The organism is Pontibacter mangrovi (genome assembly GCF_006385705.1).
Taxonomy (GTDB): domain Bacteria; phylum Bacteroidota; class Bacteroidia; order Cytophagales; family Hymenobacteraceae; genus Pontibacter; species Pontibacter mangrovi.
In genome coordinates this window covers 78,864-104,084 of sequence record NZ_VFRQ01000011.1, presented here as the reverse complement: position 1 = coordinate 104,084, position 25,221 = coordinate 78,864, and the positions used below count along the sequence as shown (strand labels likewise).

The window sequence follows — 25,221 nt, the reverse complement described above, 5'->3', positions numbered from 1 at the left end:
CTGACAGGGCACACCTACAAAAGCTTAGCAAATATATACTCTGGAAGCAAAGCTGCAAACACTTGGTGCTGCGGCTGTAAACTATTTTTTCGTGTCCTATTTTTAAGGTAACCGTGTGCTGCCAGCGCAGCAGGTATTGGCTAAATGCGGATAAAAATGCAATTTTAGAACTACAGAAGATAAAGCTAACGCACCCTATGTTAAAATGGCAAATAGAAGTACTGCACCTGAAGCTAAAGCGCTCCTCGGTTAGTGCGCCCGGTACCCAGGCTACAAAGGTTAATTTCCTGGTGCAGGTGTCGGATGGCACGTTCAGTGGCTTTGGAGAGGCTGCCCCCAACCTGCGCTATGGCGAAACGCCGGAACTGCTGCTGCAGCAGTATAAAGTGCTGCTGATGGCGGGGCTGCCGCATGTGCCAAGTATGGAAGAGCTGCTGCAGCTGCTGGAGCAGCACCCACCTATCAACGCCCTGCGCTTTGCCATCGAGGCGGCCTACCTTCACTACTTCTGCCAGCACAAAGGCATACCCGTGCACCAGCTGCTTGGCCAGCCGGCGCCAGAGCCGCAGGCAACCTGTTATACCCTGGCGGTGACCGACCCGGCGCAGGTGGAGGAGTACCTGAGGCAGGAGCGGCTGGAGCGCTTCCGGTATCTAAAATTGAGGGTTAGCCCGGAGCAGGGCGATGAACTGGTGCGGGAAGTGCAGCGTTACACAGACCAGCCACTGGTGCTGGAGGGGCACGAAAGCTGGCAGAACCCGGAGGAGCTGCTGCGCTTTTTGCATGGCCTGGAGCGGGAGCAGGTGCTGTTTATGGAGCAGCCTTTGCCAGCATCTAAAGCCGCCATGTATGCCCAGATCAAAAACATTAGCCCCGTGCCGCTTGTTGCGGATGAGTCGGTAACCGACCTGGCCGACTTTGAGCTGCTGCGCACGCAGTTTCATGGGGTAAGCATCACGCCGATGAAGGCGGGCGGCTACCTGAACACGGTAAGGTTGCTGCAGGAAGCCAAAAAGGCCGGAATGATCACTGTACTGGGCTCAGGACTCGAGACCAGCCTTGGCGCCTGGAGCTCAATGCAACTTAGCAGCGCCTTCAACTTTTTAGCCCTGGATGGGTTTCTAATGCTGGAAGAAGAGCCTTTTGGGCTGGTGCTGGAGCAGGAGGGAATGCTATTCCTGAAATAAAGCCATCAAACACAAAACCCTGCTTACCTGTTTTTTAAAGTATAATCATCTGCAAAAGAAACTTTTTAGAATTATTTCTGTTGATGTGTTTGTACATTAAATGTATGTACATATATTTGTACCAACTTAAGAGGACCAAAGGCAACCATGAAGATAGAAGAAGAGATAAAGCAGAGCGTTTTCAAGAGCGAGTACCAGAAAGCCTACATCAATGTGGTGTATACTTCGGGTTATCTGCAACAGGCACAGTCGACGCTTTTTAAGCCTTTCGGCGTTACGCTCCCGCAGTATAATATCCTGCGCATCCTGCGCGGGCAGTACCCGAAGCCGGCCACCATCAGCCTGTTGATCGAGCGCATGCTGGACAAAACCTCCAATGCCTCGCGCATTGTGGACAAGCTGGAAGCCAAAGGCCTTGTAACGCGCAAGCAGTGCCCCTCCGACCGCCGCACCGTGGATGTGCTGATAACAGAAAAAGGGCTGCAGCTGCTGGAGCAGATGGATAGCCTGGAAGGCGGGAAAGGCACCGGCATCACCAATCTATCGGAAGATGAGGCTGCCCAGCTTAACCTTCTGCTGGATAAGATCAGAAATAAGTAATTCCAAAAATAGAAGCCTAATCCAATAAACCAGATGAAAAAGTACGTTATTCTTGCCTCGCTTGCCAGTGCGCTGCTATTTACAGCCCAGGCCGGCAACACCGACAAAGTGGCTGCTGCAAACGCTACTGAAGTAGCCGCTCCTGCCAAGGCGCGTGCTTACAAAGTAGACGTGGCCAAAAGCAACCTGAAGTGGCACGCCAAAAAAGTTACCGGAGAGCATTTCGGCGACATCCAGCTGCAAAGCGGGGAACTGCAGGTAAACAGCAACAAGATCGTGGGCGGCACCTTCGTGATCGACATGAACAGCATCTCCAACACCGACATCAAAGACGAAGGCTATAACGCCAAACTGGTGAACCACCTGAAGTCGGATGATTTCTTTGGCGTGGAGAAGCACCCCACCGCTACTTTTAAGATCAGCAGCGTGAAGCCTCTTGCCAACGCGGCAGCCGGCCAGCCAAACGCCACCGTTACCGGCGACCTGACCATCAAAGGCATCACCAACCAGGTATCCTTCCCGGCTACTGTATCGGTTAAAAACGGCGTGGCCTCTGCCAAAGCGGAAGTTACCGTGGACCGCTCCAAGTATGACGTGCGCTACGGCTCTAAAAGCTTCTTCGATAACCTGGGCGATAAAGTGATCTATGATGACTTCGTGGTAACGCTGGACGTGACGGCCAAGCAGTAAGCTTCGGTTTATACTTTACTTCCCCGGGATAAACGGGGACCTAATTTTTGTAATCAACTTTTTCATACATAATTAATTACCCATGAAAAGAACAGCCATTTATGCCTCATTTGTAGCCGCCATGTTTTTGGCAGCGTGCAGCAGCGAAGCCGAAAACACCGCTGAAGAGACAACCACGGTAACCTCCGAGGCTGCCGCAGCAACCGGTGAGGGAGAAATCTACCAGATAGCGCAGGAAGAAAGCAGCGTGAAGTGGCACGGCACCAAAGTTACCGGAGAGCACCGTGGAGAGATTAAAGTGCAGAGCGGCGAGCTTACCGTAAACGGTGACCAACTGACCGGCGGCACGATCGTGATCGACATGAACTCGCTTACCAACACTGACCTGGAGGCGGAAGAAGACAATGCCAAGCTAGTAGGACACCTGAAGTCCGACGACTTCTTTGGCGTGGAGAAATTTCCTACGGCCACATTTGAGATCACAGGGGCTTCGCCGATTGCGGACGCGGCTGCCGGTGAGGAGAATTACAACGTAGAGGGCAACCTGACGATAAAGGAGAAGACGGAGAAGGTAAGCTTCCCGGCCACCGTAAACGTGAACGAGGGTACCGTAACGGCTAAAGCCGACATGGTGGTAGACCGCTCTAAGTTTGACGTGCGCTACGGTTCCGAGACGTTTTTCGGTAACCTGGGCGACAAAGCCATCCACGATGAGTTTACCGTTTCTTTTGACGTGACCGCAAAGAAGTAAGCCACAGCGCTGGCAATTATACAAACCGCTCTGGCTCCGGCCGGGGCGGTTTTTCGTTTTATACTTGCCTGCCAATTTTATACCTTTGGAAGCATAACGATGACCTGCCGCATGAAAAACCATACTTATACTTTTGCCTGGCTGTTGGGGCTGCTGTTGCTTGTAACCGCCTGCACCGAAAGTAAAACCCCGGATTCTGAGGCGCAGGAAATTGTGGATGCGGCACTGGCCGCGCACGGCGCGGACAACCTGGACAGAAGCGTGGTGAGTTTCCGGTTCCGGGAGATGCAGTACCGGGCGCTGCGCGACAACGGCGCCTTTGTATACAGCCGCACCTTTACCGACTCTACTGGCCGGCGCGTGCACGATGTGCTGAGCAACAGCGGCTTTAAGCGCACCCTAAACGATGCAGAAGAGCAGCTGGCGGAGGAGGAGCAGCAAAAGTATAGTGCCTCGGTAAACGGCGTTATCTATTTTGCGCTGCTGCCATACTTCCTCAACGATGCTGCCGTGCAGAAAACATACCTAGGCGAGGCCACTGTAAAAGGAGAGCCTTACCACAAAGTGAAAGTAACCTTTGCGCAGGAGGGAGGCGGCGATGATTTTAAGGATGAGTATGTGTACTGGTTTCACAAAGACCGCCATACCATGGATTACCTGGCCTATAACTTCGAGGAGAATGGCGGCGGCTCCCGCTTCCGGGAGGCCATTAACCCCAGAACGGTGGGCAACTTCCGCTTCCAGGACTACAACAACTATAAAATATCAGACAAGGACTTCCCGATAGACAACTATGACAGGGCTTTTGAGGCTGGCAAACTAGAGAAGGTCTCTGAGATCAACCTGGAGGAGGTGCAGGTAGGAACGCTGGAGGAGGAGTAGCGTAGCGCTGATTACGTGGAATTTATACTTGCAGGGGCTGCCGAAAAAGGCAGCCCCTGTCTTTTAGACGCGGGTAAGGTTAGCTTTAGCCGCCATTGTTCCCCCTAAATGCTCTACCTCTTCCTGTATTCCCGTGGCTTAACGTGGCGATAGAGCTACTTCAAGAAACTGTAAGGTTGATGAGGGCAAGCAAGCTTTTAACTCACCCATTCACTCATTCAGAATTGAGCACTACTCTATCTCAAACTCCTGTGGCAAAGCCACAGTCAGGTGCTTTGGGCGGCTGTGGATCTGCTGCAGAAAATCGTCTAGCTCCTGCTTATACTCCAGGTGGTAGTCTTCGTGCAGCTTTTTCTGGATAAGTTGGATAGTGCGCAGCAGCAGGCGGGCGGTGGCAGTATAAAACCCTTTGTAGTAGCTGTCGAACTGGCCGGTAAAGTTTTCGAAGATCAGGCGCAGCGTGTACAGGTGCAGGTCAATCTCGGCCTTTGGCTCTTTGGTGATGCGTTTGAAGCGCGCGATCTCCTTCATGGCCTTGCGCAGCGCTTTGGTAAGGGCCTTGCTCAGGCTGCGGCCGCTGGCGTTTATCAGCAGCTCGTGTATTTTGTCGGCGGCCTCCTCGTATACTTCCTCCAGCGTTACCTCTTCCAATAGCTCATACCGCAGGATGTCGTACAGTTCGGCGTCGCGCCGGGCGGCTTTCAGGATGATGGCTTCTTTCTCTTTATCGCCCAGGTTTTTTACTGCTTGGCGGAAGGCTGGTGAAATGGCAGGCATAAACGCTAAAGTATAAATCTGTTACAAAGGTACGCAATTCAGCGGTTTAGGCTACGGCAACAGCCAGGACAGGCACAAAAAAGGCGCTGAGGGTGTCAGCGCCTTTTCCGGGAAGTATAGCTTGGTGTTTGCTACAGGTAATCCTCAAAGTACTGCGTTACCTTGCGCATCAGGTGCACCCGGTCTTTGCCCCGTACGTTGTGTGGGTGGCCCGGGTAAACAAAGTAGTCCAGTTGTATGCCTTCGTCCACGGCTTTCTTCAGAAACTGCAGGCTGTGCTGCCACACCACCACATCATCCACCGTGCCGTGTATCAGCAGCAGCTTGCCTTTCAGGTCCTGCACATGGTTCAGCAGGCTGGCATCTTCGTAGCCTTTCGGGTTCTGCTCCGGCGAGTCCATGTAGCGCTCGGTGTACATCACCTCGTAATATTTCCAGTCGATAACCGGGCCGCCAGCCACACCTACTTTAAACACGCCCGGATGACGCGTCATCAGGGAGGTGGTCATAAAGCCGCCGAAGCTCCAGCCATGCACGCCCAGGCGGTTGGAATCTACGTAAGACAATGACTTTAGGTACTCCACACCACGCAGCTGGTCCTGCATCTCCACGTTGCCTAGCTGGCGGAAGGTGGCCTGCTCAAATGCCAGGCCCCGGTTACCAGAGCCGCGCGAGTCTACCGTGAACATGATGTAGCCTTGCTGCGCCATCAGGTGCATCCAGAGGTTGGCGCCGCCCAGCCAGCTGTTGGTTACCAGCTGCACGTGCGGGCCGCCGTACACATACACCACCACCGGGTATTTCTTGCTCTTGTCCATGTTCGGTGGCGTGATCATGCGGGCATACAGGTCGGTGCCGTCCTCTGCCTTTATCGGAAAGATGGTCGTTTCGCCCAGGCTGTACTCCGTCAGCGGGTTTTTAGCCGTTAACAGCGTGTGCAGCACCTTGCCGTTGGGGTTCAATACCCAAATCTTGCGCGGCGTTACCTGGCTGCTGTAGTTATCGATGATATACCTGCTGTCGGGGCTTAGCATGGCGTTGTGCGTGCCGCTGCCCTGCGAGATACGGCGGGTCTTGCCATGGCGCAGGCTCACGGCGTAAATGTGGCGCTCCAGCGGACTCTCTGCCGTAGACATATAGTATACTTCGTCTCCCTTTCTGCTGAAGCCCAGAATATCGGTCACCATCCAGTCACCGCTGGTTAGCTGGCGCAGCTGCTTGCCGCTGGTGTTGTACAGGTACAGGTGGTCGAAGCCGGTGCGCTCGCTTACCCACACAAACTGGTCGGGCTTGCCCGGCACAAAGTATAAGCCATGCTCCGGCTCCACATACTTCTCCTGCTTTTCCTCAAACAGGGTTTGCTCAAACTCCCCCGTCGTGGCATTGTAGCGGTTCAGCTTCATGTGGTTTTGGTCACGGTTCAGCACGGCGATGTAGAGGTGCTTTTCGTCGGGGCTCCAGGTCACGTTGGTGAGGTACTGCTCGGCTGGCTCGCCGGTTTTCAGATAAACCGTTTCACCGGATTTTACATCATACACGCCTACGGTAACGTGGTGACTCTTGCCGCCGGCCATGGGGTACTTAATGTTGTTCTGCTGTGCCGGCAGGGGGGCAATATCTACCAGCGGGTAGTCGGTCACCATGGTCTGGTCCATGCGGTAAAAGGCCAGCTTCGTTCCCTTCGGCGACCAGAACGTGCCCTTGGTGATGCCGAACTCCGAGCGGTGGGCCGCCTGCCCGTTTACAATGGCCTCGTTCGGTTCTTTGGTGATGGCCTTTTCGTCCTCGCCGGGCTGCGCCAAGTATAAATTGTTGCCTTTGGTGTAGGCCAGGCGCTGCAGGGTCGGGTCCAGCTCCTTGTTCTCCGCCTCATCGGCATAGTCCATTATCACACGGGCCTTACCCGATTTCAGGTCATAGCCCAGGATTTTTCCCTGCGCATCCATCAGGAAGTTGCTGCCATCGCGCCAGTACAAGGCCGGAAAGCCACCGAGCTTCTCGGCGCCTGCCGCCTCTACCGCTGCGCTCAGCTGCTCCAGCGTCAGGATGCCGTGCTGCCTGCCGGAGGTGGCGGTGCCGCGCACCAGGTTTTGGCTGCCGTTATCGTCCCTTAAAAAGACAAAATCGTTGGTATTGGCTATCCATTGCAGCTGCCGCAGGTCTTCGGGTTGCAGGTTTGGGTTTAGGATAGCATCCTCCATGGTCAGAAGCTTGTTCTGAGCCTGTAGGGGCAGCACAAAAACAAGTAGCAAAAGCAGCGGGGTCAGCTGCCTCTTAATAAGTTCGAGGGTCATTTTTATAGAAGTATAATTCCAGAAATTGATACTACTGCAAGAAACGCTTTATATTCTGATTTAGCAAAATCCCGCTTTCAGGGCGGCGGCAGTAAACTTCGGGGCGGGGAATCATACCTTGCCGGGGATTGTTAAAAACCATACGGCCGTTGGGTTTGCAGCCGTGCCGGAGGCGGCGTTTATACTTTGTGCAAACTTCGTTTAGTGCTTATATTTTAGTAAATTTGCAGTATGAATTGGGATACAGATATTTTTCATAAAGAGGAAGTTGACGTTGAGTTGCTGGAAGAAACCACTGACCTGCGCCACCTTGTAGTGTACAATGATGACGTAAACACCTTTGACCATGTGATAGACACGCTGATCAAGGTTTGCGGCCACACCTCGGAGCAGGCAGAGCAGTGCACGCTCCTCATTCACTACAAAGGCAAGTGCACCGTTAAGGTAGGGGCTTTTGAGGAACTGAAGGGCATGTGCACGGCCCTGCACGACAAAGAGCTGTCAGCCAACATAGAGTAGGGGGAGACGCAATTTGATGAATTTTCCGTCGAAACTGATTGAGAACGCCGTAGAGGAGCTGGCGAAGCTGCCTGGCGTTGGCAGAAAAACTGCGCTCCGGCTGGCGCTGCACATGCTCAAGCAGGAGTCAGAAGACACCTTGTCGCTGGCAGAGGCGCTGGTGAAGATGCGCACCGAGGTGAAGCACTGCAAAGAGTGCCATAACATATCCGATACGGAAGTATGCTCTATCTGCGCCAATCCGCTGCGCGACCGCAGCATGCTGTGCATCGTGAGCGACATCCGTGACGTGATTGCCATTGAGAACACCTCGCAATACAAGGGCCTGTACCACGTGCTGGGGGGCGTTATCTCCCCGATAGAGGGAATCGGCCCGTCGGATTTGCACATTGAGTCGCTGTTGGAGCGCCTGCCGGCATCCGAGGTAAAGGAGATCCTGCTGGCCATCAGCCCCACCATGGAGGGAGACACCACTGCGTTCTACCTGACCCGCAAGCTCCGCGACTTTGATGTTCGGATTACCACCATTGCCCGTGGCGTGCCCGTGGGCGGCGAACTGGAATATACCGACGAAGTAACGCTGGGCAGAAGTATCGTGGAGAGAACTGCTTACGGGAAAGTATAAAATTTAACCAGCGTATACAACCAAGAGGCTTCAGTATCTACTGAAGCCTCTTTTGTGTTTATACTATCTCTTATTTTGTTTGTTTTTAATTATAAATTGAATCAATTTAATTTTTAGTGTAACTAAAAATAAGAAAAGTAGTAATGATTGATTGTGTTTTGATTAATTGCTGCTGCCTATGCATGCATCATTTTTAGCGTTTAGCTGGCAAAAGTACGTACTGTTATCTTTTGTGCACCTTATTTTCTCTTTCATCTATGCTTTAACAGCTGTGCCGGCTTTTAGCCAGGGGACGGGCAGTTCAACTTATGCCACCCAAAGTACCGCTTGCAGCGCCGCTCCCAAACCTAAAATCACGTTAAACGGGCCAGCCACCATCTGTGCCGGTGGCAGCGTATTGCTTACCGCCTCAGAAGGTAAAAGCTACCAATGGAGCAACGGAGCCACCGCCAGGTCCATCACTGTTACCCAGTCTGGCTTGTATGCCGTGGAGGTGACCTATGCGGATGGCTGTGTAAGTAAGTCGGATGAGGTGGAGATACAGGTGGCAGGCAAGTTGAAAGCACCTAAAATTGAGTATACAGACCCCTTGGTGGTATGCGGAGAGGGAAGTATAAAAATGTGGGTGCAGGAGCAGGAGGGGGCGGCCTATGTCTGGAAGAAAGACGGCAAACTGGTCTATGACAGGTCGAACGAGTACACAGCCACCGAGCCTGGGGTATATACCGTGGAGCTTTCCAACTTCTGCGGCTACGTCAGGAGCTCTAATAAGGTGGATTTTCGGGTGCAGCAGCCGATCCCGGACTTTCAGGTGGAGGCAAAGGGGGCGCTGGAGTTTTGCAAAGGCGGCAGTGTGCAGCTGTCGGTTCCGGAGTATAGGGATGTTACTTACGCTTGGTTCCGCGACGGGCATTCAGTTGCAGGCAGCGGCCATACTTTGAGCGCGGAAGAAGCTGGTACTTATACAGCTACTATCACCAGCGAGTGCGGCACTTTTAAAAGCAGTGCCGGCCAAACCGTAGAGTTGTTGAGCCTGCCTTCGCCCCCCACGGTAGTCGATGCCGTAGGCTGCAACAAAGCCTCCCTGACGCTGGAGGCATCCGGGGGGAAGCCGGGTATGTACAGGTGGTACACCAAGGCAAAGGGCGGCGCGGCCATTTCCGGCGCCAGCAACTCTACCTTTACCACGCCCATGCTTACAGGCTCGGCTACCTATTATGTGGCTGTCACGAATGGGCAGTGCGAGAGCGAACGCGTGCCTGTAAAGGCGATTATTCAGTCGCTGCCGCCTGTGCCCACTGTTGCCAGTGCCGGAGAGCTGTCTTTTTGCGAGGGCGGGGCTGTGGAGATCAGTGCCACAGCGTACGCAGATGTAGAGTATGTGTGGCTGCGGGATGGGCAGGAGTTTGCCAGCGGGGCCAACATGGTGCAGGCCACCGAAAGTGGCACCTATACGCTAAAGCTCCAAAATAACTGCGGCAGTACGCTCTCATCCAACAGTATCACTGTTAAAGTATGGCCTTTGCCGCAGGCCCCGGTGGCGCAGCACGGCAGCTCCTGCGGGCCCGGCGAGATTATACTTTCTGCTACCGGCGGAGTGGAGGGCGAGTACCGTTGGTATAGCGATGGCAGCACTCTTAGCCCTATCGCAGGGGCAACAGACAGTTCCTTTAAAACCCCGCACCTAAAAGATTCTCGGAACTACTACGTGTCGCTGGTACGGAATGGCTGCGAGACGGAGCGCGTGCCTGTGGAGGCACAGGTATACGCGGTGCCCCTTGCCTCGGCTACTGTGGAGGGCATGGAGATTGACGCCGGGGAGAGCACAGTGCTGCACGGCAGCGGCGGCGCCTACTTCAGCTGGAGCCCCGCGCAGGGCCTGGACGACCCAACAAGCGCCAACCCGGTGGCCACACCCGCGCAAACTACCCGCTATACCCTTACCGTCACGAACGAGGAGGGCTGCCAGGACACCGCCAGCGTAGTGGTGGAAGTGCGGCAGCTGCTGGAAATCCCGAACGCTTTCTCGCCAAACGGAGACGGCCTTAACGACACCTGGCAGATACGGAACATCGAGTACTTCCCGGAGGCGAAAGTAGCGGTATACAACCGCTGGGGCAGCCTTGTGTATGAGCAGGCAAACTACCGCGGCGACTGGAACGGCACGTACCGTGGCGCCGCATTACCTGTCAGCACCTACTTCTATGTCGTTTCCATACCGGGCAAGGAGACCTACACCGGTTACCTGAACATTGTGAACTAAGCTTAACCTGCCTCGCCTATGAAACTACTTCTACCGCTCCTTTCTCTGCTCATGGTCCCGTTCCTGGCGCTGGCGCAGCAAAAACCGCAGTACAGTCAGTACTCCATCAACAACTATCTTCTAAACCCAGCCATAGCAGGCATAGAGCGCTATGCGGATGTAAAACTGGGCAGCAGGTCGGCCATGTCGGGGGTGGAGGGCGAGCCGACCACTTTTTACCTCAGCGCCCATGCTCCTCTTGGCTATGGGGCAGGTGGTAACAGAGGCCGGTACAGTAAAAATGCACCGTCGTTTGGCGGCAGCGACCGGGGAGGCAGGCAGAGTGAGCGGTTCAGGGCGCACCACGGCCTTGGCTTGCTGGTGGTGCACGACAGGCTGGGAGCCTTTGCCCGGACGGAGGCAAGTATGGCCTATGCCTATCACCTGGCCTTGTCGGGGGAGGTGCGCTTATCGGGTGGCGTAAGCGGGGGATTGATACAACAGCGGCTACGGCCCGAAGAGCTGACGTTCGCTGACCCTGGCGATGCGGCCGGCTCTAGCTGGAGCATGGTGAAACCGAACTTGTCGGCGGGCCTGTGGCTGTACGGCAGCCAGTTTTATTTTGGAGCCTCGGCTACGCAGCTCCTGGGCAACAGCGTAAGCTTCGATAACTCTGTGGAGGACCATAGCCTGCTGTATGAGCACTACTTCCTAACAGGAGCCGTTAAGCTTAACGTGACCGAGGAGGTCAGCCTGGTGCCTTCTATTATGCTGATGTGGCTGCATCCGCTGCCCGGCTCCGTAGACTTTAACCTTCGCGCTGTGTACCAGAACCGCCTGTGGGTAGGGGGCTCCTACCGCCAGAACGGCAATTACGCCCTGCTGGCCGGCGTGACGATAAACCACATCTTCGACCTGGGCTACGCCTACGACAGAGGGGTGCCCGCTAACTACGGCATGGGCAACGGGAACCACGAAGTAGTGCTTGGCATGCGCGTGTTTAACAAAGCCAAAGTGCTATGCCCTAGTAACCTGTGGTAGCGGCCGGGTATAGCTTGGGCAAAGTATGAGCAGGCCATTTAAAGCTTGCGGCAGTAGCCAGTGCCATAAACCCTGTGCAGGTAAAATCCAAAGGCTGATAAACCCCAGCAACTACTGGAAAGTCTGTGGCTTTATAAGTAACTTGCCAGCTTAACCTTAAGCCCATGCAAGATACAGAACAAGTAAAAGCTACCCTCTCTGACAGAATCCTCACCCTGGCGGAGTCGCAGACAATTGCCATGGCCAAAAAAGCACGCGAGCTGGCTGCGCAAGGCTATGATGTGATCAACTTGAGCTTTGGAGAACCTGATTTCCAGACCCCTCAATATATAAAAGACGCTGCAAAACGCGCTATAGACGAAGGGTATACCTTCTATACCCCGGTGCCCGGCTATCCGGAGCTGCGCCAGGAGATCGTGAAAAAATTTAAGCGCGACAACAACCTGGACTTTACGCCCGACCAGATCGTGGTATCTACGGGCGCCAAGCAAAGTATAGCCAACGCGGTGCTTTGCCTGGTAAACCCCGGCGACGAGGTAATTATCTTTTCCCCATACTGGGTTTCTTACGAGGAGATCGTGAAGCTGGCCGAGGGCGTGCCGGTGCCGGTAATGGGTCGCCTGGAGAACGATTACAAGGTAACGGCAGAGCAGTTGGAGAAAGCCATCACCAGCAACACCAAACTCGTGATGTATTCATCGCCGTGCAACCCCACCGGAGCCGTGTTTGACGAGGAGGAGCTGGAGGCCATCGCGCGCGTGCTGGAGAAGCATCCGCAGGTATACATCATAGCCGATGAGATCTACGAGTACATCAACTTTGGCGACAAACACCATAGTATGGCTAGCTTCGATTTCATACGCGACCGGGTGATTACCGTGAACGGCTTCTCGAAAGGCTATGCCATGACGGGCTGGCGCGTAGGCTACCTGGCCGCCAGCCGCGAAATTGCCGCTGCCTGCGACAAAATGCAAAGCCAGATCACGTCCGGCACCTGCTCTATCTCTCAGAAAGCAGCCACTGCTGCCTTGCAGGGCGGCAATGCCAGCGCCCTGGAGATGACCGAGGCCTACCGCCGCCGCCGCGACCTGGTGCTTAGCCTGATGAACGGGATACCGGGCTTTAGAACATACTTGCCGCACGGCGCTTTCTACATCTTCCCGGACATCAGCGCCTATTTCGGGAAGCAGTATGAAGGCAAAACGATAGAGAGTGCATTGGACCTGAGCATGTTTATACTTAGCGATGCCCATGTGGCCGTGGTAAGCGGTGAGGCGTTCGGGGCGCCGCAGTGCATTCGCTTCTCTTTTGCCACCTCCGACGATAAACTGACCGAGGCGCTGGACCGCATTAAAAACAGCCTGGCTAAACTGCAGTAATGAAGCACTATACAAGCCTGGAGGAGATCTTCGGGGCCTTTAGCAACCTGAAAGTGCTGGTGGTGGGCGATGTGATGATAGACTCCTACCTGTGGGGCAAAACCTCGCGTATATCGCCGGAGGCGCCGGTGCCTATTGTAAACGTAGTAAAGCGCGAGAAGCGCCTGGGCGGGGCTGCCAACGTGGCCCTGAACGTGCAGGCGATGGGCGCAACGCCGTTGCTATGCTCTGTTATCGGCGATGACCAGGATGGGGCCGATTATTTGCGCCTGATGGAGGAGAAAGGCCTGCCGACAGAAGGCATTGTGCAAAGCCCGGAGCGCGTAACCACCATCAAGCACCGCATTATTGCCGGGGCACAGCAGCTGCTGCGCGTAGATTCCGAGATTGAGCACAACCTAACGGATTATGAGGAGCGCCACCTGGAAGAGCGCTTTGTGCAGCTGCTGGAGCAGGCCGACGTGGTGATCTTTGAGGACTATGACAAAGGCGTTTTTTCGGAGAGGAACATCAGGCGCTTTCTGGGTCTGGCCAATGCGCGCCAGGTGCCAAGTGTCATCGACCCGAAGAAGAAGAATTTCCTGAGCTATGTAGGCTGCACGCTGTTTAAACCCAACCTGAAGGAGCTGAAAGAAGGGCTGAAAGCTGACTTTGCAGACGAGAACCTGCCTGCCTTTGAGGATGCGGTGGAGGAACTGCAGGAGCGCCTGCAGGTAAAGCAGGTGCTGGTCACGCTGTCGGAGCGGGGGGTGTTTGTAGCCAACGGCCGAGAGAAAACTTATATTGAGGCACACCGCCGCGCTATTTCCGACGTGTCGGGAGCCGGCGACACGGTGATAAGTATAGCGGCTCTGTGCATGGCACTGGGCACGTCGGTAGCTTTTATGGCTGGCCTCAGCAACCTGGGCGGCGGCCTGGTGTGCGAGCAGGTAGGCGTGGTGCCCGTGGATAAGGAGCGGCTTCTGGAAGAGGCTGGCCGCCTCCGGCTGTATGGCCTGCAAGAAAATAAAGTAGCCTAAGCTATAGTGCGTTAGGCCCTCGCGGGCAGCAGGTGCAGGCCTTAAAGTGGCGGGCTTCGTATGCACAACGTTGAAACCGCGCGTGGCTATACTTCAGAATAAATTACAACTTAGCAGCACAGGGTAAACCTGATAATTTGCATGAACACAGAATCGCTGAACAGGTTTTTGTACGATAGTAAACTGAGAGCCTACAGTATCATGCGCCGAACGACGTATGTGCTGACCCTTACGGCCATTGCACTGCTTGTGCTGGGGCACGGAGTGGTGAAAGACCCGGTGATGCTGCGCATGCTCTTCCGCGCTATCGACGGCATCTTCTCTATCTTCGTTCTGATCTACCTGCTGCGCATACTTTATACTTTTGAGCGTCGCAAGTTTCTCCGGCGGACCTGGTTTGAGGGTGTTCTGATGCTGATCGTGTTCATTAACCAGGTCTTTACCTATGGCCTGGACATCCCGATCATCTATGATCTTTTCGATAGGATAGGGATCCCGCTGTCCGTGGAGTGGTACCGGGTGCTGGTGTCTATGTTCATGCTGGTGTTTCTGGTAGTGGAGCTGCTCGAAACGCGGGTACACCTGCTTACGCTGCAGCTAAAGCCTGCGCTTACCTTCCTGCTGAGCTTTGTGCTGCTGGTGCTGCTGGGTTCGGGCCTGCTCATGCTGCCCAAAATGACCAACTCACCGGATGGTATGCGGTTCATAGATGCGCTGTTTATGGCCACGAGCGCCTCCTGCGTAACAGGTTTGGCGGTTGTGGACCCAGGCTCATACTTTACGCTGGCAGGACAGGTAGTGCTGTTGCTGCTTATCCAGATGGGCGGCTTGGGCATTCTTACGTTTGCCTCTTTCTTTGCCTCGCTGATGCGGCAGGGCGTGGGGGTAAAGCAGCACGTAGCCTTGCACGAGTTGCTGGAAAGCGAGTCGCTGTTTACGGCCAAAAGCCTGCTCCGAAATCTCATTCTGCTCACCCTTACCATAGAGGCAATCGGTGCTGTCATGGTTTTTCTGACCTGGGGGCCAGATGTGCGCTTTACAGATTTGGGTAGCAAGATTTTCTATTCTCTTTTTCATGCCGTCTCAGCCTTTTGTAATGCCGGGTTCTCTCTGTATCCGCAAGGGCTTTACACAGAGCCGGTGCGGTTCTCCTACTTACTGCACCTAACGCTGTCACTGCTCATTATCTTTGGGGGCCTGGGCTTTCCGGCCATTATCGACCTGTTTTCGCCGCAGGCCATGCGCAGCCGCATGAGGGCACCCTGGCGTAACTGGAAAATGCTGACGCGGGTTACAGTTTATACTACCGCCACTTTGCTGGCAGTGGGCACCATAGGCTTTTTTCTGCTGGAGTACTTTAACACCCTCTCGCAAATGAACTTTGCCGAGGCCTTGGTCACGTCGTTCTTTCAGTCTGTAACCACGCGTACGGCAGGTTTCAACACCGTAGATATCTCAGCGCTGACAGTACCCACACTGATGATGTTTATCTTCCTGATGTTTATCGGCGGCTCGCCGGGTTCAACGGCTGGAGGCATCAAGACTACCACTTTTGCAGTTATACTTATTGCGGTTTCGGCCACGGTGCGCAACAAGCGCAACATGGAGATCGGGCGCCGCACCATACCGCACTCTGTGGCTTACAAAGCTTTTTCGGTGTTCACTTTTGCCGCGGTGCTCAACATCATTTTCATCTTCATACTTTCCATCTCCGATTCGCAGTTCGACATCATGAAACTGGCCTTTGAGCAGGTGTCGGCCTTTGCCACGGTTGGCCTTAGCACAGGCATTACGGCCGGTTTATCGGATGTGGGCAAATCAGTCATCATCCTATCGATGTACCTGGGCAGGGTGGGTACTCTGACCCTTGCACTGGCCCTGAGTACCCGTGCCAGTTCTGTGGCATACAAGTACCCTGCCACGCACCTGGTGGTGGGGTAAGAGAAATATGGAAGTTATACAGTCCTTCTGAAAAGCAAAAAGGTCCGGTTGTGTTCTACAGCCGGACCTTTCTTTTTTGATATGGGTAAGTATAAAGTCAAAAATTATACTTCACTTTCTAATTTTTAACCCTCTATGATCGGGCTGAACTCCTTCACCGTCTGCACAAAGCATTTCACTTTCTCCGGGTCGGTGTCGGGGTAAACGCCGTGGCCCAGGTTGGCGATGTGGCGCTGCGGGCCAAACTCCTTCAGCATTTTAATTGTCTCCTCCTGGATGGTCTCAAAAGAGCTGTAGAGCAGGCATGGGTCCATGTTGCCCTGCAAGGTTTTGTTCGGGCCAACCTGCTGGCGGGCCTTGCCCACCTCCATGTTCCAGTCCAGGCCAATGGTTTCGCAGTTGAGCTTGCTGAAATCCTCCAGGGCAAAAAATGCGCCTTTGGCAAACACCGTTACCGGCACGTTGCGGATGGCGTTGCAGATCTCTGAGATGTAGGGCAGCGCAAACTCACGGTAGTGCGCCGGCGAAAGTATGCCCGCCCACGAGTCAAACACCTGGATGAGGTTGGCACCTGCCTCCACCTGCGCCTTCAGGTAAGCAATGGTGGTGTCGGTGATCATGCGGAGCAGCTGATGCGCCAGCTTAGGGTTGGTATACAGCATGCCACGTGCATGCGAGAACGTTTTGGAGCCGCTGCCTTCCACCATGTAGGCCAGGATTGTCCAGGGGGCGCCGGCAAAACCGATGAGCGGCACACGGCCGTTCAGGGCTCTTTTGGTCACCTTGATGGCATCCAGCACATAGTGCAGGTGCTCGTGCGGGTCGGCCACGCGCAGCTTCTTCAGATCCTCTTCGGTGCGCACCGTTTTCGGGAAGATGGGGCCGCGCTTCTCTATCATTTCATAGGTGCAGCCCATGGCCTCGGGCACTACCAGAATATCCGAGAAAATAATGGCGGCGTCCACGTCCAGAATGTCCACGGGCTGTATGGTCACCTCGGCGGCTAGCTCCGGTGTCTCTACCAGTTCCTTAAAGCCGCTCAGGCTCTCGCGCACGGCGCGGTATTCCGGCAAAATGCGGCCAGCCTGGCGCATCAGCCAAACAGGGGTTCGCTCCACGGCTTCACCCCGCGCAGCTCTCAAAAGCAGGTCGTTCTTCAGTTGCATGGCACAAAGATACGTTAAAAATACCGACTCCCGGAAGATGATTGTTATCATCAACAAGGCAGCGGTTAAAGTTGTAAATGGCGTTAAAGGACTTGTACTGTGCTTTGCGCTATGTGGTTGGGTTTGGCATGGAAGGCACCTGGCATTGCGAAGCAAGAGCGTATACCTTACCTGCCTCCGAAAAACAAGGCAAGAATCCCCGTGCTCACAAAATTTACCCCGATGGAAAGTACGATAAAGCCCATGATGCGCGAAAGCGCCGAAAGACCGGCTTTGCCCAGGTAACTCACCAGTTGGTGCGAAAAAACAAGTATGACAAAGGTAACCCCTGCTACCAGGGAGATAGAGGCAAGTATAAGGCTGATATCGGAGTAGGAGAGGGCAGAGGTGAACATGCCGATACTGACGGCAATGGAGCCCGGACCCGAGAGCATGGGCATCGCCAGCGGCGTGAAAGAGATGTCATCCTTCTCCAGCCCCTCTTTCAGTACCCCTTTGGATACTTTCTTGCCCCGGTGCGCTTTGCTGGTGAGCAACCCGAAGCCCGCCCGCATGATCATCAAGCCACCGGCAATGCGAATGTCTGCCAGGCCTATCCCGAAGAAGTTGAGCACGTACTGCCCCGCCAGGAAAAAGACTGAAAGGATAAGCGCCATGTAGATGCAGGCCCGCAAAGCCTGCTGATTCCGGTTGCCGGCCGAGTCGTCCTGGGTGAGGGTGATAAACACAGGCATCGCGCCAAAGGGATTCACGACCGTGAAAAGCGCTGTAAAAGTAGCCAGTACCAATTCCATAGGTTGCTGTAGTAGTGGCCACAAAAGTACAGGGCAAAGATTACCGCAGCGTTACAGCTATGTTGTATATAGGTTAAGAGGGGGAACTACAGCCTGAGGTAAAGCTGCTGCACCTCAGGCCATTTTTATACTTTCAGCTTTGCTCAGCCTTTTTCCGGGGCGGCCTCTGCAGCGGTTTTTTTGCGGGCGGGGCGGCGGCGCTTTTCCTTTCGCTTGATGTAAACGGCTGAGCGGCCCTTGTCTTCTTCTTTGCGGATGGTGAAAATCTCCTTGTAGGCGTTGATGAGCTGCAGCAGCTGCCCATAGCCAAAGGTGCGCGGGTCGAAGCTGGGGTCCAGCTGGCGCAGGTTGCTGCCCATCAGGCCTAAATGTGCCCATCCATCCTCATCAGCCGACATGGCAAAGGCTTCTTTAAGCAGCGGCAGGGGGTTGGGGCGCTGATGACTGCTGCCGTTTTCGCCGGATTTCTCTGCCTGGTCTATTTTTTCGTCTATGTCGTCGGTCAGGTTCTCAGTGAAGATGAACACGTTGCAGGCGTTTACAAAAGGCTTGGGCGTTTTGCGCTGGCCAATGCCCATCACAAAAATACCCTCTTCCCGGATGCGGGTGGCCAGGCGGGTGTAGTCGCTGTCGGAGGAGACGATGCAGAAGCCATCCACCAGGCCGGAGTGGAGCAGGTCCATGGCGTCGATGATAAGGGCGCTGTCGGTGGCGTTTTTCCCGACGGTGTAGCGGAACTGCTGGATGGGCTGTATGGCGTGGTTGTTCAGGCAGTCTTTCCAGCCGTTCATTTGCGGGGTAGTCCAGTCGCCGTAGATGCGGCGGATGGTGGGGGCACCATACTTGCCGGCTTCGGCCATCAGCTTCACAATCAGGCTGGGCTGCGCGTTGTCGCCGTCAATGAGCATGGCCATTTTCTCAATCTTATTGTTCTTTGGTAAATTCTTCATGTATAAAAAAGGGTTAAAAGCGGCGGGCAGTTGCATCCGCAGAAGGTAAGCGTGGCTTCATACATAGTTATACTACTATTCTTTACGGAAGTTGTGGCGGAAGAAAGTCGGCGCCTAAACGTATAAAAAGCTATATTTGCTTTAGGCTGATTATCAGGCTGGAGCGTGCCGCTTAGGAAGTAGGTTTAATCGCCTCCTGCCAATAGGCCGTTGCCAGTGCAAACGCATATTCGACAACTAAAGTATAAAGCTGCATGAAGAAGTATAAAATCACACTTTTAACAATGGGACTATCCTTACTGGCGGCATTAGGCCCGGCCAAGGCACAGGTTTTTAAAGCTGAGGAGCCGCTGGCGCATACTTACTCTATTGTAGCCCTCGACCCAAAAACCGGTGAGATGGCGGTTGGCGTGCAGAGCCACTGGTTCTCGGTGGGAACGGCGGTGCCATGGGCAGAGGCAGGCGTGGGCGTGGTGGCTACCCAGTCGTTCACGAACAAATCGTTTGGCCCGCGCGGGCTGGCGCTGTTAAAAGAAGGCAAAAGCCCGGAAGAGGCGCTGAAGATACTACTGGCGGAAGATGAGGCCCGGGAGATGCGGCAGGTAGCGATACTGGATGCCAAAGGCAACGTGGCCACCCATACCGGCGACAAGTGCATCCGCTACGCTGGGCATATTACCGGCAAAAACTTTTCGGTGCAGGCCAACATGATGCTGACCGACAAAGTATGGCCGGCCATGGCCAAAGCCTTTGAAAAGAGCGAGGGGCAGCCGCTGGCCGAGCGGGTACTGCTGGCCCTGAAGGCCGCTGAGCGCGAGGGCGGCGATATACGGGGGCGGCAGTCGGCGGCGCTGGTAGTGGTGCCGGGGCAGAAAACAGAGCCCTGGGAGGGCAGAACAATAGACCTACGCGTAGACGACAGCGAGCAGCCGCTGGAGGAACTGGAGCGCCTGCTAAAGGTTTTTCGGGCATACGAGCACATGAACGCCGGTGACCTGGCCATCGAGAAAGGGCAGATGCAGCAGGCGATGGAAGAGTATGGCAAGGCAGAGGCTATGTTCCCGAACAACCTGGAGATGAAGTACTGGCACGCCATTGGGCTGGCCAACAGCGGCAAAACCGACGAAGCTGCCAAAATCCTGAGTGAAGTATACAAGAAAGACCCGAACTGGCGCGAGCTCACCAGCCGCCTACCAGAGGTTGGCCTACTGGATGTAAGCAAGCAGCAGATGCAAAAGCTGCTGAAGTAAGTCTCTTCACCACTCAAATTAAGTTTGATGTCTGTAATTTTGCGGCTAAAGCACTGGCAGGTCTTTCTTATTCTGTTGTTTATCCAGCTTCTGAATAACTTTTCCTACACGGATAACCCTGCCGTGACCCAGGCATGTGTGACAGCAGGATATCTGCTGTTTTTATCGATGCTGCTTCTCTATGGCCACCAGCTCTATGATTACCTCCCTCGGAAAGTAGAATTAAGTTATACTCTGTTTGTGCTTAACTGCTTCTTGTTGGCCGCGGTTGCTTTGGTTGCCCTGGTGCTAACAGGTAAACCGGATGTTCATTTTACAGGGATTTACGCGTTGCCAGCTCTATACTTGTTGTATGCGATGGTACACGTTGTCGCTTTTCCCGCTAAGGTGCTGTGCTCCGCTGAGCTAAAAAGAGAGGCAAAAGCTGCAGAATATGTTGGTACCTTCTTTATGATTGTCTTTTGGCCTTTCTGTATCTGGGTTCTCCAGCCAAGAGTCAATAAGTTAGTTTATTATAGCCAGCCGGTGCTTGAGTAAAGTTTATGCTACAGCAAGACGCTGATGAAGTAAAGCTGATCGAAGTATAAAGAGAAAGGAGCAATGGCAGAAAAGCTGTTGCTCCTTTTTGTTGAATAGTAGTACTGGTCGAGGGGAATTAACTCCTACTCAGCCCTGTCAAACCACCCCTGGCCCCTCCTTGCCTAAGGAGGCAAATTTCTGAAGACGATTAACCCACCCCTACCCCTCCGAGGAGGGGAATTATACTCTGTCATCTCGAGCAGCGCGAGAGATCTATCGGGGATACTAAGAAATCTCTCCTGAAGGTCGAGATGATAAAACGGTAGCTATCGAACCTGATCCCAGCCTTTCCGTGGGGGTAGGGGCCCTCGAAAAAGAGCGCCTTCTAGATTTCCGGTGCCGAAGGCATTGCGACGCAGGAGCAAAGGAAATGTAGACAGCGCGATGCGGGAAGACGAGGCCTCCCGGCCTTGGAGGGAGCCGAGTATGAGATGAAACTTTAGATTTGTAAGACTATGGATGAACAGCGGCCAGAAAAGATAGCTTGGCTCTAGTTGCAGGAAGCGGCGGCAAAGCACAAGCGGACGCTTGCGCTAGAGAAGGTTATCTGTTACGCCTTAACCAAGCATCTCTGAAATAAAATCCTTAAATTAAAGCCCGCTAACTATACCTTATTTCACCTAAGTTATAAAGATGTTTAACACAAGGAACTTACGCTGCCTGCTAACGGCGGCGGCTGCAGCGCTTACCCTGCCGGCCATGGCCCAGCAGCAGTATGCGCAAGACTCAGCCACTATCAAAAAGATTTACGACAACGCTCTCACCAGCTTCGAGAGCTATGAGAACCTGCGCTACCTGACCAAGCAGATAGGCGCTCGCCTGAGCGGATCACCGCAGGCCGCGGCAGCCGTGGAGTGGAGCCGCCAGCTGATGGAGAAAATGGACCTGGACACGGTATACCTGCAGGAGGTGATGGTGCCGCATTGGGTGCGTGGCGAGAAAGAGATCGGCCGCGTTACCAACTCCAGGCTTCTGGGCAACGTGGACATGCACATTGTGGCCCTGGGTGGCTCGGTGGGCACAGGCAAGCAGGGCCTTAGCGCAGAAGTGGTAGAAGTAAAGAGCTTTGAAGAGCTGGAGAAGCTGGGCAAGAAAAAGGTGAAGGGCAAGATCGTGTTCTTCAACCGGCCTTTTGATAATACCCTGATCCAGACAGGATCTGCGTATGGCGGGGCTGTGGACCAGCGTGGCGGCGGCCCGGTGGCAGCGGCTAAGCTGGGTGCGGTGGGTGTACTGGTGCGCTCCATGACGAACGATTACCAGACAATAGCCCACACGGGCAGCACCCGCTACCAGGATGACGTGGAAAAGATACCGGCGGCGGCCATCAGTACGGTAGATGCAGAACAGCTAAGCAGCCTGCTGAAGGAAGATTCTGAGCTGAAGTTCTACATGCGCATGACATCCGAAACCCTGCCGGACGTGCTTTCTTACAACGTGATCGGCGAAATTAAAGGCTCTGAAAAGCCCGACGAAATTGTGGTAGTGGGTGGCCACCTGGATTCCTGGGATTTAGGCGAGGGCGCACACGACGACGGCACAGGCTGTATGCAGTCGGTGGAGGTGCTGCGGCTGTTTAACGAGCTGGGCATAAAGCCGAAGCGCACGGTGCGCGCTGTTTTGTTTATGAACGAGGAGAACGGCTTGCGCGGCGGAACGAAGTATGCAGAGCTGGCCAAAGCCAGAGGCGAGAAACACGTTGCCGCCATTGAGTCTGATGCCGGTGGGTTCACGCCGCGCGGCTTCGGGCTGGATGGCTCTAAAGAGCAGCTGCAGGCAGTGCTTGCCTGGAAGCCGCTGCTGGCGCCCTACGGCCTGCACGAGATCGGTCCGGGCTATGGAGGCGCCGATATTGGTCCGCTGAAAGGCCAGGGCTCTGTTGCCCTGATCGGCTTTAAGCCAGACTCACAGCGCTACTTCGACTACCACCACACTGAAATTGATACATTTGAGCAGGTGAACCGCCGTGAGATGCAGCTGGGTGCCGCTTCTATCGCCTCATTGGTATATCTGCTGACAGAGCATGGACTGGATGGCGGAGGAGCAAAGGCTTCCAAATAAAAATTTTGGCAAGCGGTTCGCGCAGCTATATCAAGTATAAAAAGAAAGGCCTCCGCAACCGGAGGCCTTTCTTTTTATAGTTATGCTAGGGCAGCAATAGCGAACTGTCGCCGTAGCTCAGGAAGCGGTAATCGTGAGCCAGGGCGTGCTGGTATACGTTGCGCCAGTTCTCCCCGATCAGGGCTGAGACCAGCAAAAGCAGCGTGCTTTCCGGCTGGTGAAAATTGGTTACCAGTCCCTGGCACATCCTGAAAGTATAACCTGGCGCAATGATGATTTGCGTGGAGGCGTGCAGGTGGTCGGTGTTCATGTTGTCCATAAACTGCAATAGCGCTTGCAGGGCCTCTGCGGCAGCCGGCGGATTTATACTTTCATACGCTTGCCACTGGCTTACGTGCAGCTCCTGCAAGGGCAGGTCCGGGTGGGCCAGTACTTTCGCGCCCAGCCAGTAAATGCTCTCCAGACTGCGCATGCTGGTGGTGCCAACCGGTATTACCGGGTCGCCTTGCTGCTGCAAAAGCCTCTCCAGTACACTTCTGGTGATGTACAGCTGCTCGGCGTGCATTTCGTGCGCCTCCATGGTGTCGGCTTTTACCGGTTTAAAGGTGCCGGCGCCTACGTGCAGCGTCAGGTAAGCGGTATCTATACTTTGTGCCTTCAGTGCTTCCATCACGCGGTCGGTAAAGTGCAGGCCAGCAGTTGGGGCGGCCACAGCGCCTTTCTGGTTGGCGTAGATGGTCTGGTAGCGGGTATGGTCGTCGGGGGTGAGGTCGCGGTTGAGGTAAGGGGGCAGGGGCAGGCGACCGCAGCGCTCCAGCACCTCGGCAAAGGTCAGCCCGGCAGGCTCCCACGTGAAACGTATCAGAAAATGGCCTTCCTGCTGCGCCTCGCGCTCTGCCTGCAGCATGCCGCCTTCAAAGTATAGTTTTACCGGACCGCTCTTCCAACGCTTATTGTTGCCTACCAGGCATTTCCAGGTGCTGCAGCCGGTCTGCTGCATGGCTAGCTGCACCTCGCGGTGCGGCGCCACAGGCTCCAGGCAAAAGATCTCTACCAGGCCGCCTGTCTCTTTCTGCATCAGCAGCCTTGCCTGCACCACCTTGGTATCGTTAAAAACCAGCAGCGTGTGCGGGGGCAGCAGCTGCGGCAGTTCGGTAAACGTATGATCCGCTATCTGGCCATGGCGGTAGAGCAGCAGTTGAGACTGGTCGCGCTCCGGCAGCGGAAACTTGGCAATGCGCTCCTCGGGCAGGTCATACACAAAATCCTTTATCGCCAGCTTCTTCGGGTCGGTCATGTAATCAGGTAAGGGTTAAGAGTGATGAGTAGTTGCAGGTGATGGTTTGCCGGGCGCTACTTTTCTGCTGTTCCCTGCAAATCGTTTAGCTCCAGTTCCAGCGCCTTCACCGAGATCTGTATCTCGCGGATGGCCAGCGCCAGGGAAATCAGCATCATGATCAGGCTGAAGGCAAAAACATACTTGCCGGCCTCGGTATAATCAGCAAAAAGAAGAAACATACAAAGTACGCACCCAAACATGCTCAGGCTGCCGAATATCTGCATGTTCCGGATCAGGAGCAGGCGCTCGCGCAGGTTCTCTATCTGGCCGTATACCTGCTGATTTGGGTAACTGGCATAGCGGTCCTTGAGGCTGCGGATAAGTGTGGCTAGCCCCAGAAAACGGTTGGTGAAGGCCAGCAACAGCAGCGAGAGCGCCGGGAACAGCAGGGCAGGCGTCGTCAGGGTGATTTCCATACTTTATACTTCTGTCACAGGTTCTTCAGAAACTCCTCGTCCAGCGGCTCTTCGTCATCGTCGTCTTCCTGGTTGTGCGGCGCGTCCCAGTCTACCTCGTGCAGCAGCTCCAGTCCGTCCAGTATCAGCTCGTCCAGCTCCTCTTTGGTGCCGGCGTCCAGGGTCTGCTCAAACAAGTGCAGGATCTCCTCGCGCTGCGGGTTCACAAAAATCTCGTGGTACAGGTTATCGAACGTGGCGATGCGCTTTTGCACGATCTTATCGATTTCGCGGGTGTTCTTTGCCTGCACGGCTTCCTGCAGCACCTCCAGCACCTCTTTGCTTTTCTCGTTGTCGGCCAGGCGCAGAAAAGCCTTTACAAACGCAATGGCCACCCCCAGGCGCAGGCGCTCAAACCGGTAGCTCAGCTGCTCGCGGGCAGGGCCGTTGGAGAATTTTGCCTCGCGCAGGGCGCGTTCCAGGTCGGTGTACACGGTAGTGGCTCCTTCCGCAAACACTTCCGGCGAAGGGCTATCGAAGGCGGTCTCTAGTAACAGTTCAAAGCTTCTGGCACTCATGTATAGTATGGTTTAGCATCCGCAAGTATACCTGCAAAGGTAATGGTTTATACTTTCTTACACTACGCCTGGTTAAGCTCAGTGTGCTGCAACTAAAGCAGTCTGGTTATAATTGTACTTTGGCCTAGCCAAAAAAGGAGGGATGAAAGCTGTGAAACGCAA

Annotated in this window: 23 protein-coding genes; 15 read left to right on the top strand and 8 right to left on the bottom strand. The window is 54.6% G+C overall.

The window, feature by feature from the left end; translation table 11 throughout:
- Positions 1–197: 197 nt before the first annotated feature.
- From FJM65_RS17485 to FJM65_RS17465, 5 genes are all read left to right on the top strand, one after another.
- Positions 198–1,187: an enolase C-terminal domain-like protein gene (locus FJM65_RS17485; protein ID WP_140623070.1), complete on the top strand. Its 990-nt coding sequence runs from the start codon at positions 198–200 to the stop codon at positions 1,185–1,187.
- Between the two features lie 147 nt (positions 1,188–1,334).
- Positions 1,335–1,787, top strand: coding sequence for a MarR family winged helix-turn-helix transcriptional regulator (locus tag FJM65_RS17480; protein ID WP_140623068.1), 453 nt, complete (start codon positions 1,335–1,337; stop codon positions 1,785–1,787).
- 33 nt (positions 1,788–1,820) lie between these two features.
- Positions 1,821–2,477 (top strand): YceI family protein, encoded by a 657-nt coding sequence (locus FJM65_RS17475; protein WP_140623066.1) that lies wholly within the window; start codon positions 1,821–1,823, stop codon positions 2,475–2,477.
- Between the two features lie 82 nt (positions 2,478–2,559).
- A complete protein-coding gene (locus FJM65_RS17470) occupies positions 2,560–3,228 on the top strand; it encodes a YceI family protein (protein ID WP_140623064.1) in 669 nt (222 codons plus the stop codon).
- A gap of 111 nt (positions 3,229–3,339) precedes the next feature.
- Entirely contained in the window at positions 3,340–4,110 is a 771-nt protein-coding gene (locus FJM65_RS17465; RefSeq protein WP_140623062.1) for a DUF6503 family protein, read from the top strand.
- A 231-nt stretch (positions 4,111–4,341) separates the two neighbouring features.
- Here the strand turns inward: FJM65_RS17465 and FJM65_RS17460 are convergent, their stop codons facing one another.
- Positions 4,342–4,887 carry a hypothetical protein gene (locus tag FJM65_RS17460; protein WP_140623060.1) on the bottom strand — a complete coding sequence of 182 codons (546 nt, stop codon included), beginning with the start codon at positions 4,885–4,887 and terminating at the stop codon, positions 4,342–4,344.
- 131 nt (positions 4,888–5,018) lie between these two features.
- Positions 5,019–7,181 carry a S9 family peptidase gene (locus tag FJM65_RS17455; protein ID WP_140623058.1) on the bottom strand — a complete coding sequence of 721 codons (2,163 nt, stop codon included), beginning with the start codon at positions 7,179–7,181 and terminating at the stop codon, positions 5,019–5,021.
- 231 nt (positions 7,182–7,412) lie between these two features.
- On the opposite strand from FJM65_RS17455, the gene FJM65_RS17450 reads away from it, so the two are divergent.
- The 7 genes from FJM65_RS17450 (at position 7,413) to FJM65_RS17420 (ending at position 15,947) form a co-directional block, all read left to right on the top strand.
- Positions 7,413–7,700 (top strand): ATP-dependent Clp protease adaptor ClpS, encoded by a 288-nt coding sequence (locus FJM65_RS17450; RefSeq protein ID WP_140623056.1) that lies wholly within the window; start codon positions 7,413–7,415, stop codon positions 7,698–7,700.
- A gap of 16 nt (positions 7,701–7,716) precedes the next feature.
- The gene (recR, locus tag FJM65_RS17445; protein ID WP_140623054.1) at positions 7,717–8,325 is read left to right on the top strand and encodes a recombination mediator RecR; all 609 of its coding nucleotides are present in this window, start codon (positions 7,717–7,719) and stop codon (positions 8,323–8,325) included.
- 271 nt (positions 8,326–8,596) lie between these two features.
- Complete coding sequence (locus tag FJM65_RS17440) at positions 8,597–10,588, top strand: gliding motility-associated C-terminal domain-containing protein (protein ID WP_181163768.1); 1,992 nt, start codon at positions 8,597–8,599, stop codon at positions 10,586–10,588.
- Between the two features lie 18 nt (positions 10,589–10,606).
- A complete protein-coding gene (locus tag FJM65_RS17435; RefSeq protein ID WP_140623049.1) occupies positions 10,607–11,608 on the top strand; it encodes a PorP/SprF family type IX secretion system membrane protein in 1,002 nt (333 codons plus the stop codon).
- A 164-nt stretch (positions 11,609–11,772) separates the two neighbouring features.
- Positions 11,773–12,987 carry a pyridoxal phosphate-dependent aminotransferase gene (locus FJM65_RS17430; RefSeq protein ID WP_140623047.1) on the top strand — a complete coding sequence of 405 codons (1,215 nt, stop codon included), beginning with the start codon at positions 11,773–11,775 and terminating at the stop codon, positions 12,985–12,987.
- Positions 12,987–14,006: a bifunctional heptose 7-phosphate kinase/heptose 1-phosphate adenyltransferase gene (locus FJM65_RS17425; protein WP_140623045.1), complete on the top strand. Its 1,020-nt coding sequence runs from the start codon at positions 12,987–12,989 to the stop codon at positions 14,004–14,006. Before FJM65_RS17430 ends, FJM65_RS17425 begins: the two co-directional genes overlap by 1 nt.
- A gap of 141 nt (positions 14,007–14,147) precedes the next feature.
- A complete protein-coding gene (locus tag FJM65_RS17420; RefSeq protein WP_140623043.1) occupies positions 14,148–15,947 on the top strand; it encodes a TrkH family potassium uptake protein in 1,800 nt (599 codons plus the stop codon).
- A gap of 125 nt (positions 15,948–16,072) precedes the next feature.
- On the opposite strand, the gene hemE is transcribed toward FJM65_RS17420, so the two are convergent.
- From hemE to FJM65_RS17405, 3 genes are all read right to left on the bottom strand, one after another.
- Positions 16,073–17,113: a uroporphyrinogen decarboxylase gene (gene hemE, locus FJM65_RS17415; RefSeq protein ID WP_140623169.1), complete on the bottom strand. Its 1,041-nt coding sequence runs from the start codon at positions 17,111–17,113 to the stop codon at positions 16,073–16,075.
- A gap of 167 nt (positions 17,114–17,280) precedes the next feature.
- The gene (locus FJM65_RS17410; RefSeq protein WP_140623041.1) at positions 17,281–17,907 is read right to left on the bottom strand and encodes a MarC family protein; all 627 of its coding nucleotides are present in this window, start codon (positions 17,905–17,907) and stop codon (positions 17,281–17,283) included.
- Positions 17,908–18,050: 143 nt separating this feature from the next.
- Complete coding sequence (locus FJM65_RS17405) at positions 18,051–18,857, bottom strand: NYN domain-containing protein (protein ID WP_140623039.1); 807 nt, start codon at positions 18,855–18,857, stop codon at positions 18,051–18,053.
- 284 nt (positions 18,858–19,141) lie between these two features.
- On the opposite strand from FJM65_RS17405, the gene FJM65_RS17400 reads away from it, so the two are divergent.
- From FJM65_RS17400 to FJM65_RS17390, 3 genes are all read left to right on the top strand, one after another.
- Complete coding sequence (locus FJM65_RS17400) at positions 19,142–20,107, top strand: DUF1028 domain-containing protein (RefSeq protein ID WP_394348144.1); 966 nt, start codon at positions 19,142–19,144, stop codon at positions 20,105–20,107.
- Between the two features lie 24 nt (positions 20,108–20,131).
- A complete protein-coding gene (locus FJM65_RS17395; protein WP_181163767.1) occupies positions 20,132–20,644 on the top strand; it encodes a hypothetical protein in 513 nt (170 codons plus the stop codon).
- 675 nt (positions 20,645–21,319) lie between these two features.
- A complete protein-coding gene (locus FJM65_RS17390; protein ID WP_181163766.1) occupies positions 21,320–22,747 on the top strand; it encodes a M20/M25/M40 family metallo-hydrolase in 1,428 nt (475 codons plus the stop codon).
- Positions 22,748–22,832: 85 nt separating this feature from the next.
- On the opposite strand, the gene FJM65_RS17385 is transcribed toward FJM65_RS17390, so the two are convergent.
- The 3 genes from FJM65_RS17385 to FJM65_RS17375 are packed head-to-tail and all read right to left on the bottom strand — an operon-like array spanning position 22,833 to position 25,059.
- Entirely contained in the window at positions 22,833–24,044 is a 1,212-nt protein-coding gene (locus FJM65_RS17385; protein WP_140623033.1) for an S-adenosylmethionine:tRNA ribosyltransferase-isomerase, read from the bottom strand.
- Between the two features lie 56 nt (positions 24,045–24,100).
- The gene (locus FJM65_RS17380; RefSeq protein WP_140623031.1) at positions 24,101–24,502 is read right to left on the bottom strand and encodes a DUF2721 domain-containing protein; all 402 of its coding nucleotides are present in this window, start codon (positions 24,500–24,502) and stop codon (positions 24,101–24,103) included.
- A gap of 14 nt (positions 24,503–24,516) precedes the next feature.
- A complete protein-coding gene (locus tag FJM65_RS17375; RefSeq protein ID WP_140623029.1) occupies positions 24,517–25,059 on the bottom strand; it encodes a hypothetical protein in 543 nt (180 codons plus the stop codon).
- Positions 25,060–25,221 lie beyond the last annotated feature (162 nt).